Source organism: Microbacterium sp. Ru50, assembly GCF_002920555.1.
Classification (GTDB): Bacteria; Actinomycetota; Actinomycetes; order Actinomycetales; family Microbacteriaceae; genus Microbacterium; species Microbacterium arborescens.
Map to the genome: position 1 here is coordinate 269,375 of NZ_PQSV01000001.1, position 12,645 is coordinate 282,019.

Consider the following 12,645-nt stretch of genomic DNA (forward strand, 5'->3'; position numbering starts at 1 on the left):
AGGTGGGCCCCCATGACCGCGACATCCGTCCAGTTCGCCCTCGACACGTTCGGTGACGTCACCCGCGGCGCCGACGGCGAGCTGCTCTCCGACGCCCAGACCATCCGAAACGTCGTCGACCAGGCGGTGCTCGCCGACGAGGTCGGCCTGAGCTTCTTCGGGGTGGGGGAGCACCACCGGCGTGAATTCGCCGTCTCGAGTCCCGAGATCGTGCTCGCCGCCGCCGCGGCGCGTACGAAGGAGATCCGCCTGGGCACCGCGGTCACGGTCCTCTCGAGCGACGACCCGGTGCGCGTCTACGAGCGTTTCGCGACCCTCGACGCCGTCTCGAACGGCCGTGCCGAGATCATCCTCGGGCGGGGCTCGTTCACCGAGTCGTTCCCGCTGTTCGGGTTCGATCTCGCCGACTACGAGATCCTCTTCGAGGAGCGCCTCGACCTGTTCGGACGGCTGCGGTCCGAGCACCCCGTCACCTGGCAGGGTCGGACTCGACCCGCGCTGACGGACGCGGATGTCTTCCCGAAGACCGAGAACGGCCTCCGTGCGTGGGTCGGCGTCGGCGGCTCGCCCGAATCGGTGCTGCGAACCGCCCACAACGGGTACAACCTGATGCTGGCGATCATCGGCGGCGGTGCGGCGCGGTTCCGGCCGTACGTCGATCTGTTCCACCGCACGCGGGACGCGATGGGCGCCGACCGGCTGCCCGTCGGGGTCCATTCTCCCGGCCACGTCGCCGACAGCGATGAGCAGGCCTGGGAGGAGCTCTTCCCGGCGATGAAGGTCAACCGTGACGCGATCGGTGCCGAGCGTGGCTGGCCGCCGTACTCGCGCCTGCAGTTCCAGCACGATCTCGGCCCCGACGGCGCCGTGTACGCGGGCTCGCCCGAGACGGTGGCGCGCAAGCTCGCCCAGACGATCCGCACGCTGGACCTCGACCGGTTCGATCTGAAGTTCTCGCACGGGACGCTCGCGCACGAGAGCATGATGCACTCGATCGAGCTCTACGGCACGAAGGTCGCTCCTCTCGTGCGAGAGATGCTCGCCGGCGACTGACCGGGTGGCGCGCGAGGTCGTCGCGGATCAATAGCATGGTCGAATGACCGATACCGCGACGCCCTCGGTGGCGCGCCGCCTCGACGATCTGCCCTTCGGCCGTCGGCACCTGCGGATCCTGACCGGATCCGGACTGGGATGGGCCCTCGACGCGATGGACGTCGGGCTGATCTCGTTCATCATCACGGCGCTCATCGCGCAGTGGTCGCTCGACACCTCGCAGGCGTCGTGGATCGCATCGGCCGGGTTCGCGGGCATGGCGATCGGCGCGAGCGTCGGCGGGCTGCTGGCAGACAGATTCGGTCGGCGCTCCGTGTTCGCGGTCACGCTTCTCGTCTACGGAGTCGCCACCGGCGCGAGTGCTCTGGTCGGCGGGCTCGCGATGCTCCTCGTCCTGCGCTTCCTCGTGGGGCTCGGTCTCGGCGCCGAGCTGCCGGTCGCGAGCACGTATGTGAGCGAGTTCGCGCCCGCCCGCATCCGCGGCCGGGTCATCGTCATCCTCGAAGCCTTCTGGGCCGTCGGCTGGACCGCGGCCGCACTGATCGGCTACTTCGTGATCCCGCAGGTCGACGAAGGATGGCGCTGGGCATTCGTCGTGGGCGCGATCCCCGCGGTGTACGCGCTGGTCGTGCGCTGGGGGCTCCCCGAGTCGGCCCGGTGGCTCGAACGCCGCGGCCGGCACGCCGAGGCCGAGGCGGTCGTCCGGAGCTTCGAGACGACCAGCGCGATCGCGTCGCGCGAGGTCAGCGTCTCCGCCGGCCCGGAAACGATCGCCGCGCCCGCCGCCGTGTCGTCGACCGGCCGGCTCCGGGCGCTCTGGTCGCCCGAGTTCCGCGGCCGCACCGCGAGCCTGTGGCTGGTCTGGTTCTGCGTCAACTTCTCGTACTACGGCGCCTTCATCTGGATCCCGACGATCCTGTACACGCAGGGTTACGACCTCGTGCGTTCATTCGGGTTCACCCTGATCATCACTCTCGCTCAGCTCCCTGGCTACGCCGTCTCGGCCTGGTTGATCGAGGTGTGGGGCAGACGCCTGACCCTGTCGGTGTTCCTCATCGGCTCCGCGGCATCCGCCGTCGTGTTCGGCACGGCCGGGACCGAGGCCGTCATCATCGGCGCAGGTATGGCGCTGTCGTTCTTCAACCTCGGCGCCTGGGGTGCGCTCTACGCCGTGACGCCGGAGATGTACCCGACATCGCTGCGCGGCACCGGTGCCGGATGGGCCGCGGGCGTCGGCCGGATCGCATCCATCCTCGCTCCGCTGTCGGTGCCGCCCCTGCTGATGTGGGGTGGCGCGCCCATGCTCTTCGTCGTGTTCGCCATCTTCTTCGTCCTCGCCGCCGTCGGCGCGTGGGGACTCGTCGACCGCAGGGGAGTGTCGCTCGATGACCGCTGAATCACAGGTGCGCTACGTGGCCATCGGCGACTCGTTCACCGAGGGCGTGGGAGACGAGCTGCCCGACGGCGCCGTGCGCGGCTGGGCCGATCTCGTCGCCGCCGGCTGGGCGGACGCGACGGGGCGAGCCGTGCAGTACGCCAACCTCGCGATCCGCGGCAAGCTCGTGCGGCCCATCGTCGACGAACAGCTCGAAGCCGCCCTCGCGCTGCGCCCGACCCACCTGTCGTTCAACGGCGGCGGCAATGACATGCTGCGCCCGCGCACGTCCATCGCGCATATCGTCGACGCCTTCGTGCAGGTGCTGCGCCGGTGCGACGAAGAAGGCGTCAGCCTCATCCTGCTGTCGGGCGCGAACCCGTCCGCGCAGCTGCCGCTGGGAGGCCTCATCAATCGGCGCGGCGATGCGCTCTCGGATGCCGTCGTCGAGCGCATCGCGGATCGCGACGACGTCGTCCGCGCCTTGAACTGGTATGACCGGGCCCTGACCCATCCGTCGTACTGGTCGGCCGATCGGCTCCACATGAACGCCCGCGGTCACCACCGCGTCGCCGCTCGGGTTCTCGGTTCCCTGGGTCTCGAGGCGCCGGGGGAGTGGTGGTCGCTTCCCGTCGACGAGCAGCCGCCTGCGCTCGCGCGCGGCGAGTACTTCCGCGAGCACCTCGCTCCCTGGGTCCGTCGGCGACTCACCGGACGTTCATCCGGCGACAACCGGCAACCGAAGTTCGGCTCCTGGATCGAGGTCGCGCCGCGCTCGTGACACGCCGCGAGAGCCGGTGTCAAGCCGGTGCACGGTGCTGCGCCCACGCGCCAGGATCGACGGGTCCGCACACCCGAAGGGAACTGACATGAGCATTGGTGCCGGAATCGCTTTGTTCGTCATCGGCGCGATCCTCGCGTTCGCCGTGAACGTCGAGGTCGAGTGGGTGAACCTCGACCTCATCGGCTACATCCTGATGGGTGCAGGAGCCCTCGTCTTCCTCATCGGCCTCATTCTGATGGTGCGCCGCCGCCAGACCGAGACCGTCAGCCGCACCGCCGTCGATCCCGCCAGCGGCCAGCGCGTCACCCGCAACAGCACGAGCACGTCGGGCGACCCCATGCTCTGATGCATCTGCTGCGAAACGGCCGCGGTGGGCTTACGCCCGTCGCGGCCGTTTCGGTAGGTCCATCCCGATGTGGATACGGGTGCGCTTGCGCTCGATCGCGATGAACGTACCGCCGATGAGCCACAGCGGCACCTGGGTGAGGAACGCGACGCGGAACGCCTCGAGCGAGTACGTCGCCGGTGTTCCGGCGCCCTGCAGGTCGAGCGCCACCCCGATGCTGAACACGGCGATGAGTGCGGCGAGGAAGCCGCCGGCGTTCGTGAGCCCCGTCGCCGTGCTGAGGCGATGCGAGGGATTGTGCGTGCGGGCGTGGTCGAAAGCGATCATCGAGGCCGGCCCCCCGGTGGCGAGGGCGATCGCCAGAGCCACCAGCAGCCACGCCGGCGCGGTCCCGGGCCAGAGGATCACCGCCGTCCAGGCGACGAGCTGGACGCCCACGGCGGGAAGCACGAGCGCGCGCGATCGCAGGTTGGGGATGCGGCGAGAGAGCTCGCCCATGATCGGCCCGAGCGCCATACCGGCGAAGACGTAGAGCGTCGTGATGAGCGTCGCTTCGGACTGCGTGCGTCCCTCGCCGGCGGTGAGGAACGGAATGCCCCACAGCAGGATGAACGCCGTGCCGGCGAACGGGGTCGTGAAATGCGACCAGAACGCCAGCCGGGTACCCGGATGCGCCCAGGCCGCGCGGATGCCGACTCCCGTGTCGACGCTCGAGGTGACGACGCGAATGGCTCCGGTGTCGGTGTCGACGCTGACGTCGCGATCGACCTCCGGCGGGTGGTTGCGCACGAGCAGGAACACCAGGACGGCGAACAGGACACCCAGTCCCGCGACGCTGCCGAAGGTCACCGACCAGCTGGTGGCGTGCAGGAGAGCTGAGAGGGGGATGACGGCGACGAGCTGGCCGGCCTGACCGAGGATGCCGGTCATCTGCACCATCAGCGGCCCGCGCTGCGCCGGGAACCAGGTCGCGACGAGTCGGAGGACCGCCGGGAAGATGGCGGCGTCGCCGGCGCCGAGGAGCATGCGCGCGACGATGGCGACCCCGACGCTGGGGGAGAGGGCCATCGTCAGTTGGCCGACCGCCATGAGGATCATGCCGATGGTCATGATGGGGCGCGAACCGTATCGATCGAGCAGGACGCCGATGGGGATCTGCATCCCGCCGTAGACGGCCAGCTGGACGACGGCGAACATCGATAGCGTCGCGGCATCGGCCTGGAAGCGCTCGGCGGCGTCGACGCCCACGGCCGCGAGCGACGTCCGGTTCGTGATGGACAGGACGTACGCCGCCACACCGGTTCCCCAGACGAGCCACGCCCGGAGCCCGGGGCCGCTCATCCGTGCTGCGGCCGTCATCGGCCGATCCGTCGGAGCAGGGGAGGCGCCGGGAAGATCACCCTTCTACGCTACTCCGGCGTCTGCGTCTACCCGCACGGCCCGCGGTGTCCGGTGCCCCGGTCGTTCTGCCATGATGCGGAGCATGAGTGCTCCGGTGGTCCCGCGATGACCGCGCTGTCGGCTCTCGAGACCGACGCCGCGATCCTCGTCGAGCACGTCGCACGGCGTGAGCAGCCGGCCGACGGCGAGACGGTCGCGCGGCTTCGCGCGGAGTTCCCGAGATTGCACGGGCTGTTCCGCGCGCTCTACGGCGATCGCGCGACCTCACTCGAGTCGCTCCTGACGCTCATCGACGCCGTGCTCGATGCACGTGCCGATCGGCCCGCCGAACTGCGGCGACTCGACCGCGACCGCGCGGCGCGGCCGACCTGGTTCGAATCGGAGCGGATGCTCGGCGGTGTCTGCTACGTGGACCGGTTCGCCGGTGACCTCGACGGCGTGCGCAAGATGATCCCGTACTTCCGGGAGCTCGGTCTCACCTATCTGCACCTCATGCCGCTGTTCGCCAGCCCAGAAGGTGACAACGACGGCGGATACGCGGTCTCGGACTATCGCACCGTCGACCCGGCTCTGGGGACGATGGCCGACCTCCGCGCGTTGGCCGCTGATCTCCGCGACGCGGGGATCTCCCTCGTGCTCGACTTCATCTTCAATCACACCTCGAACGAGCACGAGTGGGCGACGCGCGCCCTCGCCGGCGACCCGGTGTACGAGAACTTCTATCTGATCTTCCCCGACCGCGAGCTTCCTGATGCGTACGAGCGGACCACGCGCGAGATCTTTCCGGACGACCATCCGGGCTCGTTCGTGCCGCTTCCCGATGGCCGGTGGATCTGGGCCACCTTCTACCGGTTCCAATGGGATCTCAACTACGCGAACCCCGACGTATTCACGGCGATGGCGAGGGAGATGCTGTTCCTCGCGAACCAGGGTGTCGAGATCCTCCGGATGGATGCGGTCGCCTTCATCTGGAAGCGTCTCGGGACGACGTGCGAGTCCCTGCCCGAGGCTCACCTGCTCCTGCAGGCGTTCAACGCGGTGCTGCGCATCGCGGCGCCGGCGGTGCTGTTCAAGTCCGAGGCGATCGTCCACCCCGACGAGGTGCAGGACTACATCTCGCCCGACGAGTGCCAGCTCTCCTACAACCCGCTGCAGATGGCGCTGACCTGGGAGGCGCTGGCGACCCGTGACGCCCGGCTACTTCAGCTCGCGCTCGACGAGCGCCACGAGCTTCCTCCCGGGACCGCGTGGGTCAACTACGTCCGAAGCCACGACGACATCGGTTGGACGTTCGCGGACGAGGATGCCGCGCGCTTCGGGATCGACGGCGGGCCGCATCGGCGCTTCCTCAACGACTTCTACATCGGCCGCTTCGCCGGCTCGTTCTCCCGGGGCTTCCCGTTCCAGGAGAACCCGCGCACCGGCGATGCCCGGATCGCAGGCACAACGGCCTCGCTGGCGGGGATCGCGGCGGGCGACGACGGCGGTGAGGACCGGGTGGTGCTCGCGCATGCGCTCGCGATGTCCACCGGCGGCATCCCGCTGCTGTACCTCGGCGACGAGGTGGCGCAGCTCAATGACGACACGTTCCAGGACGACCCGGCGCGGCGAGGAGACAGCCGGTGGGCGCACCGGCCCGAGCGACCCTCCGAGCGGTACGAGGAGCGGCGGGACGAGTCCACGGTTGCCGGACGGGTCTTCACGAGGCTCCGGCACCTGATCGACGTGCGCCGAGCCACGACGGAGTTCGCCGGGAACGAGCTCATCCCCTTCCACACCCCCCACGCCGCGGTCGTGGGGTTCATACGTCCGGCGACGGATGAGCACGGGGGAGCGGTGCTCGTGCTCGCCAATGTCGCTGACGAGCCGGCGGCGATCCCCTCCGAGACCGTGAGCGGGCTGGATGAGTCGGCGTGGGACCTCATCCGGGACTCCGCGGTGGGGCTCGGGAGCGGCCTCGTGCTGCCGGCGCACGCGTTCGTGTGGTTGCGCGTCCGCCGGCTGTGAGGCGGGCTACACCGTCAGAGGACGTCCTCGAGTATCAGCTCGCGCAGAGTGACGCGTCGAAGGTCCCGGGCGGTGACGACCGTGCCGTCGCCGAGGTTGCTGCGGCCGCTGAGGTGCTCGGCGATACGGCGCGTCACGAGCGCGCGGTCCTGGTCGTCGTCCAGGACGATGCCGACAGCGGTCAGGTCGCGGCCCAGCGAATTGCTCGAGTGAACGCTCGCGTGGTCGATCAGCTCGCTCGCGAAGGCGCGGCCTTCGTTCAGTCGACTCGCGGCGTGGACGACGGCGACGAGGATGCGCGGTGACACGCGGCTCAGCTCGCGTTCCAGGAGTGCGTCGACGTCGGCGATGCACGCCGGGAGCTCGTCGGGGGAGTCGGGGAGCGACACCCCGATCGTGAGTGCATCGGGCCGGTGATCCGGCGTCGAGACCTGCGTCAGTGCGTCGATGATGTCGGCATCCAAGCCGGCGATGTGCATGGCCGTCTCCCTTCGTCGCGCTCCGTTCGAGCGAGGATGACCGATTACTGTACCAGCTGGACGGTACGAATGCAGGTCGGCGCGACGAGGCTCACCCGGAGGTGACCAGAATGCGACCCGGGCCGAGGGGAACCAGGGGGGAGCGATAGGAGAGGCCGGTGTCCGCGGGATGCAGCACCACTCGAGCCTCGCCGAACCGCCACAAGCGATTGAAGAGGAAGACGGTGATCTCCACGGCCTCGTCGTCGGGCACGAGCCAGGTGCCGACGCCCCATTGCGCGGGCTGTCCGCGGCCGTCGATCACGACCGTCGGTCGGACGCCGGGAATCAGGTGCAGCATCGGCCGGCGGAGATTCAGCGTGACGCGTCGTCCCTTCGATGCGGCGTCGCCGGTCACGCTCGTTCCGCGCGGGGGTGTGTCGGTGTCATCATCGCACCACGGTATCGGCAGGCGCGCCGGTCACCTACCGGCGGTCCGACCCCGATACGCAGTTATGGGCGTCTGCGGCGGGCGACGAACGCGATTCCGAGAAATAGCAACAGCATGCCGGCGTGCGTCCGTGCGAAGACATCAGACGAGGACAGATGCGGCTCCAGGGGCTGACCGCAACGCGGAACTGACATAATGTGCATTATCGGATGCGGTGAACGGAGCGCGCTGTTTGGCACCAGCTCACACCCCTGGGACGAGCGCGCGACCGCGCGGCCGTCCTGACGGCAGCCCGCCGCTGACCGCGAGAGCGCCGAGGACCGTTGCCGTGATCGTCGACACCGTGAGAAGAGCCGACGCGAGCGTGCGCTCCGATCCCGATGCGTACGACGCGCACAGCGCGACGGCGGTGATCGCCGCCAGCAGGATCAGGACGGGTGTGAGTCCGCGCAGTCGGCGCTGCGCTGTCGTGAGCACGGCCGAGCCGCGTTCCCGGCGATGACGGGCTGCGCTGACCAGGAGCGCAGCGATCGTGCACCAGAAGCCCACGACGAGACTCGCCGTGACGACGTCGCTCGGTCGGTGCCAGCCGGCGGCGATGACGCCCATGCCGGCGACGGTGGCCCACACGACGAGCACAGGCGCGAGGACGAACTTCATCCGCGTCGGGGCGGCGAACAGCGCGGCGCAGGCTGCCGCGATCGCGATGGTCGCATGACCCGACGGCAGGGAGTTGTGGTATGTGCCCCAGCCGCTGGCGAGATCGGGACGCGCGATGATGTCGTGCTTGAGCACCTGTGTCACGATGCTCGCGCCGACGAAGACGACCGACGCTGCGCCCGCCTCCGCGAACCGGCGGGTGACGAGCGCCGTTGTGATGCTGACCACCATCGTCACGGCCGCCACGATGAGGATGTAGTTGGCGCTCACGTGCTGCGCCGCCAGCAGGATCGGGTTGCTCGACGATGTCGTGGCGACCATCGCCGCCTGATCGGCGTGCTGTCCGGAGGTCGTGAACACGCACACCGCGATCGTCACGGCGATAGCCGCCAGCTGGACGGCGGCCAGCGGGATGTAGCGCACGCTGCGTCTCATGTCGTCACCTCTTCCACGTCTGAACCACCGTACGAACCGGAGCCTGTGAGCGGGGTCAACGCCTACCCGCACTCCCCTAGGCTCGAAGGGTGCAGGTCGTGACCGGGTTCGTCGTCGTCGGGGTCGCGATCGTCGTCGGTTACGTCATCGGCCGCGTCGATCTGCTCGGACCTCACGGCCGTCCCGTGCTCGCGCGCCTGATCTTCTTCGTGCTGTCGCCGTTCCTCATGTTCGTCGTGCTCTCGCAGGCCGACGTATCGACCCTGTTCTCCGCGTTGCTGCCCGTCTCAGCGATCGCCGCCGTCTCGATGTTCGTCGTCTACGCGTTGATCGCGCGGCTCGTGTGGCGCCGCTCTGTCGGCGAGACGCTCATCGGCATGCTCTCGGCCGGGCAGGTGAACTCCAACAACATCGGCATCCCGCTGTCGCTGTATCTGTTGGGGTCGGCCGCGTTACCGGCGCCCGTCATCCTGATGCAGCTGATCGTCTTCACCCCGATCACGATGGCGATCCTCGAGGCCGTCACGACCGGACAACGCAAACCGTTGCCGATTTTGAAACGGACCGTCGGCAACCCAATCGTCATCGCCTCGGTGGCGGGAGTGATCGTGTCCGTCTCGGGCCTGCGGTTGCCGCCGATCGTGCTCGACCCGCTGCAGCTGATCGCGGACGCCTGTGTGCCGGTGCTCCTGATCGCGTACGGGATGTCGCTCCACGGACAGCGCGTGCTGTCGGCATCCGGCCGTCGCCGCGACATCCTCCTGGCATCGGGGCTCAAGCTCATCGCGATGCCCCTCGTCGCCTGGGCGGTCGCCGCGCTCGCGTTCGGCCTCTCCCCCGCCGACACGTTGGCGGTCACGGTCCTCGCGGCTCTCCCGACCGCGCAGAACGTCTTCAACTTCGCCCAGCGCTACGACATCGGCGAGACAATCTCGCGCGACACCGTGTTCCTCACCACGCTCGGCTGCGTCCCCGTACTCCTCGCCGCGACCCTGCTCCTCGGCTGAGTGCCTCTCACCCCGCGCCACTCCCCCGGCGCTGCACCGCGCGCTCTGATGCCGCTTCGTCATGTCCAGTAGCGTGAGGCGAGACGGGAGCGTCCGACTTCCGTGAAGGAGGCCCTGCCATGACAACTGCGGAGAACATCGCCGGACGATTCATCCGATCGCTGCGGACATCGTTGATCCTGACCGGCGTCCTCACCCTGGTTCTCGGCCTGCTGATCCTCATCTGGCCCGGGCGGACGGCCCAGGTGCTGACGGGCATCATCGCGGCGTACGCGATCGTCGCGGGTGTCGTCTACGCCGCGCTCGGCGTCTTCTCGCGGACGAAGGACGGTTGGGCGCGCGTCGGACACATCGTGCTCGGCATCTTCTTCGTGGTCGTCGGCGTCGTGGCCTTTGCCAACCTCGCCGCGTTCACGGTGTCGTTCGCTGTGTTCCTCGGCGTCCTGGTGGGCATCATGTGGATCATCGAGGGCGCGGTGTCGTTGTCCGTCGTCGGTGAGTCGTCGTCGCGAGGCTGGACGATCGCGTTCGCGATCCTCTCGATCATCGCCGGCGTCATGCTGCTGTTCACGCCCCTGTGGGGCGTCATCGTGCTCTGGTGGCTGCTCGGCATCTCGGCTGTCGCCCTCGGAATCGTCAACATCATCCGAGGGCTCTCGCTGCGCCCCTGACAGGTGGGGGCGTCACACCGGGAGGTGGCGCCCCCACCAGTCGAGGATGGCCTCGAACCGTTCCACGCGGTGTCGGGGCCGTCCCGAGCGGGTGAGCTCGTGGTCCTCGCCGGGGAACACCAGCAGCTCGGCCTCCGTGCCCTGCCGACGCAGGGCGGTGTAGTACCGCGTCGCCTGTTCGAGCGGGCATCGGAAGTCCAGCTCGGAATGGATGACGAGCGTGGGGGTGGCTACGCGGCCGACCATGGCCATCGGGCTCTGCGCCCGGATCGCGGCAGGATCGGTGCCGACGTACTCGTCGCCGAAGAACGAGCCGATGTCGCTCGTTCCCTGGAAGGTCTCCGGGTCGAGGAAACCGCGCTCGACGATCGCCGCGGCGAACCGGTGGTCGTGCGCGATCGTCCAGGCAGTCAGATAGCCGCCGTACGACCCGCCCATGATTCCGACCCGTCCACCATCGAGCCGTGCGTCAGAGGCGACTGCTCCGTCGAGGAACGCGAGGACGTCGACGAGGTCGTCGGTGCCCATGCGCCCGCGGATGCTGCGCCCGTGAGCGCGACCGTATCCGGCGCTGCCCCGCGGATTGCAGTACACGACGGCGTAGCCGGCATCGACCAGCACCTGCGTCTCGTCGAAGAGATGGATGCCGTACGAGGCATACGGGCCGCCGTGGATCTGCAGAAGCACGGGGAACGGGCCATCGCCCTCGGGTGTCGCCACCCATCCGTGCACGCGATAGCCGTCGGGTGCCGTCACCTCGAGCTCGCGCGGAACGACGAACCCCGCTCGGCTCGCGGCATCCCCGAAGGAGGTCAGCAACCGCGCGTCCACGCCGTCGGCGTCGAGGAGAAGGAGCTCGCCGGCCGACCGATTGGTCGCGACGGCGCAGACGATTCGCCGGCCTGCAGCGTCAGCGCCGTGGCCGGTCACTTCCATGCCCCGGCGCAGGCGCACGGCGGCGCCGTCGCGCGAGACGCGGAGCAGGTGCACCTCTCCGCGGGTGCGGTTCTGCACCAGGAAGTCGTCGCCCACTGCCGTGATGTGCGAGCCCACTTCCCCGAGGTCGATCGTCTCGGGATCGGTCAGTCTCCGAGGGCCATCGCCCTCGAGGATCCACAGCGCGACGCCCGGCGCGACGAAGTCCGCGCCATCGGCGCCCGCGTCGGAGGCGAGGAGGGCGATGCTGCCGTCGGGGGCGACGGCGACGTCGGCGATCGAGAGGGTCGCGGGCAGCACCACGCGCTCCCTCGTTCCATCGACGCTGATCGCGATCAGGGGCGAGCGGAGGTCGCGACGTTCGCGCTCGATCTCATCCGTGGTGGTGAGGATCTCCGAGCCGTCGGCGGTGAAGACGACGCCGTCATGGGAGAGCTCGCCCGAGGTGAGCTGGCGCGCCTCCGCCGGCACGCGCGGTGCAGGCGCGGACGAGTCTCCCTGCGGCTCGGGGGCGGGAGCGTACGCGGGCTCGGAACCGAGGTCCGGTGCGGCGACGACGAAGACCTGAGCGGGGCGGTCCGCGATGTAGCCGATGCCGTTCGCATGCCACCGGACGCCCGTGATCCGCCGAGGAGATTCTGCTTCGGCGGCGAGTCCTTCGACCGAGCCGTAGCGGCCCTGCTCGGGAATTCGCGCGGTGAAGGCGAGGAGATCGCCCGCGGGTGACCACGCGAACGCCCCGACACCGAGGGGTGCGTCGGTGACCTGGACGGGCTCCGAGCCGGATGCTGCGATCACGTGGATCTGCGGCTTACCGCCGGCGTCGCCGCGGATGAACGCGACACGGCGGCCGTCCGGCGAGAGGCGCGGCGAGGAGTCGGCCACGCCGCGGGTGAGCCGGTGAGCCTCGCCCGAGGGCAGCTCGATACGCCAGAGCTGTCCCACGTTCCGGTTCGCCGAGATATCGGGCCGTGACGTCGCGAACACGGCGAACGAGCCGTCGGGGGCGACCGTCGGACGCCCCACGGCGATGAGAGCCTCGATGTCCGTGGGGCGCATGG

Annotated in this window: 12 protein-coding genes; 7 read left to right on the plus strand and 5 right to left on the minus strand. The window is 69.3% G+C overall.

Annotated features, from left to right (window positions below; genetic code table 11):
* Nucleotides 1-12 precede the first annotated feature (12 nt).
* The 4 genes from C3481_RS01170 to C3481_RS01185 all read left to right on the plus strand — a co-directional run bounded on the left by C3481_RS01170 (nucleotide 13) and on the right by C3481_RS01185 (nucleotide 3,558).
* Nucleotides 13-1,053 carry an LLM class flavin-dependent oxidoreductase gene (locus C3481_RS01170; RefSeq protein ID WP_103840487.1) on the plus strand — a complete coding sequence of 347 codons (1,041 nt, stop codon included), beginning with the start codon at nucleotides 13-15 and terminating at the stop codon, nucleotides 1,051-1,053.
* Between the two features lie 43 nt (nucleotides 1,054-1,096).
* Nucleotides 1,097-2,449, plus strand: a complete 1,353-nt coding sequence (locus C3481_RS01175; protein WP_103840489.1) for an MFS transporter — start codon at nucleotides 1,097-1,099, stop codon at nucleotides 2,447-2,449.
* On the plus strand, nucleotides 2,439-3,209 hold the full coding sequence (locus C3481_RS01180) for an SGNH/GDSL hydrolase family protein (RefSeq protein WP_023950650.1): 771 nt from the start codon (nucleotides 2,439-2,441) through the stop codon (nucleotides 3,207-3,209). Before C3481_RS01175 ends, C3481_RS01180 begins: the two co-directional genes overlap by 11 nt.
* Before the next feature lie 88 nt (nucleotides 3,210-3,297).
* Nucleotides 3,298-3,558, plus strand: coding sequence for a DUF6458 family protein (locus C3481_RS01185; RefSeq protein WP_023950652.1), 261 nt, complete (start codon nucleotides 3,298-3,300; stop codon nucleotides 3,556-3,558).
* Nucleotides 3,559-3,588: 30 nt separating this feature from the next.
* On the opposite strand, the gene C3481_RS01190 is transcribed toward C3481_RS01185, so the two are convergent.
* The gene (locus C3481_RS01190; protein ID WP_023950654.1) at nucleotides 3,589-4,917 is read right to left on the minus strand and encodes a nitrate/nitrite transporter; all 1,329 of its coding nucleotides are present in this window, start codon (nucleotides 4,915-4,917) and stop codon (nucleotides 3,589-3,591) included.
* Nucleotides 4,918-5,064: 147 nt separating this feature from the next.
* Here C3481_RS01190 and C3481_RS01195 point away from each other — a divergent pair, with 147 nt between their 5' ends.
* Nucleotides 5,065-6,966: an alpha-amylase family protein gene (locus C3481_RS01195; RefSeq protein WP_084670278.1), complete on the plus strand. Its 1,902-nt coding sequence runs from the start codon at nucleotides 5,065-5,067 to the stop codon at nucleotides 6,964-6,966.
* 14 nt (nucleotides 6,967-6,980) lie between these two features.
* Here the strand turns inward: C3481_RS01195 and C3481_RS01200 are convergent, their stop codons facing one another.
* From C3481_RS01200 to C3481_RS01210, 3 genes are all read right to left on the minus strand, one after another.
* On the minus strand, nucleotides 6,981-7,445 hold the full coding sequence (locus tag C3481_RS01200; RefSeq protein WP_103840491.1) for a hypothetical protein: 465 nt from the start codon (nucleotides 7,443-7,445) through the stop codon (nucleotides 6,981-6,983).
* A gap of 91 nt (nucleotides 7,446-7,536) precedes the next feature.
* Complete coding sequence (locus tag C3481_RS01205) at nucleotides 7,537-7,842, minus strand: hypothetical protein (protein ID WP_023950657.1); 306 nt, start codon at nucleotides 7,840-7,842, stop codon at nucleotides 7,537-7,539.
* Between the two features lie 276 nt (nucleotides 7,843-8,118).
* Entirely contained in the window at nucleotides 8,119-8,970 is an 852-nt protein-coding gene (locus C3481_RS01210; protein ID WP_103840493.1) for a phosphatase PAP2 family protein, read from the minus strand.
* Nucleotides 8,971-9,059: 89 nt separating this feature from the next.
* On the opposite strand from C3481_RS01210, the gene C3481_RS01215 reads away from it, so the two are divergent.
* Nucleotides 9,060-9,977 carry an AEC family transporter gene (locus tag C3481_RS01215; RefSeq protein WP_103840495.1) on the plus strand — a complete coding sequence of 306 codons (918 nt, stop codon included), beginning with the start codon at nucleotides 9,060-9,062 and terminating at the stop codon, nucleotides 9,975-9,977.
* A gap of 119 nt (nucleotides 9,978-10,096) precedes the next feature.
* Nucleotides 10,097-10,648, plus strand: a complete 552-nt coding sequence (locus C3481_RS01220) for an HdeD family acid-resistance protein (RefSeq protein ID WP_064956556.1) — start codon at nucleotides 10,097-10,099, stop codon at nucleotides 10,646-10,648.
* A gap of 12 nt (nucleotides 10,649-10,660) precedes the next feature.
* Here the strand turns inward: C3481_RS01220 and C3481_RS01225 are convergent, their stop codons facing one another.
* On the minus strand, nucleotides 10,661-12,643 hold the full coding sequence (locus C3481_RS01225; RefSeq protein ID WP_103840497.1) for a S9 family peptidase: 1,983 nt from the start codon (nucleotides 12,641-12,643) through the stop codon (nucleotides 10,661-10,663).
* Between the last annotated feature and the right edge of the window lie 2 nt (nucleotides 12,644-12,645).

Bases quoted from the DNA above. Each gene is read 5' to 3' on its own strand.
- C3481_RS01170 (WP_103840487.1), top strand. From the start codon at position 13: ATGACCGCGACATCCGTCCAGTTCGCCCTCGACACGTTCGGTGACGTC.
- C3481_RS01175 (WP_103840489.1), top strand. From the start codon at position 1,097: ATGACCGATACCGCGACGCCCTCGGTGGCGCGCCGCCTCGACGATCTG.
- C3481_RS01180 (WP_023950650.1), top strand. From the start codon at position 2,439: ATGACCGCTGAATCACAGGTGCGCTACGTGGCCATCGGCGACTCGTTC.
- C3481_RS01185 (WP_023950652.1), top strand. From the start codon at position 3,298: ATGAGCATTGGTGCCGGAATCGCTTTGTTCGTCATCGGCGCGATCCTC.
- C3481_RS01190 (WP_023950654.1), bottom strand. From the start codon at position 4,917: ATGACGGCCGCAGCACGGATGAGCGGCCCCGGGCTCCGGGCGTGGCTC.
- C3481_RS01195 (WP_084670278.1), top strand. From the start codon at position 5,065: ATGACCGCGCTGTCGGCTCTCGAGACCGACGCCGCGATCCTCGTCGAG.
- C3481_RS01200 (WP_103840491.1), bottom strand. From the start codon at position 7,445: ATGCACATCGCCGGCTTGGATGCCGACATCATCGACGCACTGACGCAG.
- C3481_RS01210 (WP_103840493.1), bottom strand. From the start codon at position 8,970: ATGAGACGCAGCGTGCGCTACATCCCGCTGGCCGCCGTCCAGCTGGCG.
- C3481_RS01220 (WP_064956556.1), top strand. From the start codon at position 10,097: ATGACAACTGCGGAGAACATCGCCGGACGATTCATCCGATCGCTGCGG.
- C3481_RS01225 (WP_103840497.1), bottom strand. From the start codon at position 12,643: ATGCGCCCCACGGACATCGAGGCTCTCATCGCCGTGGGGCGTCCGACG.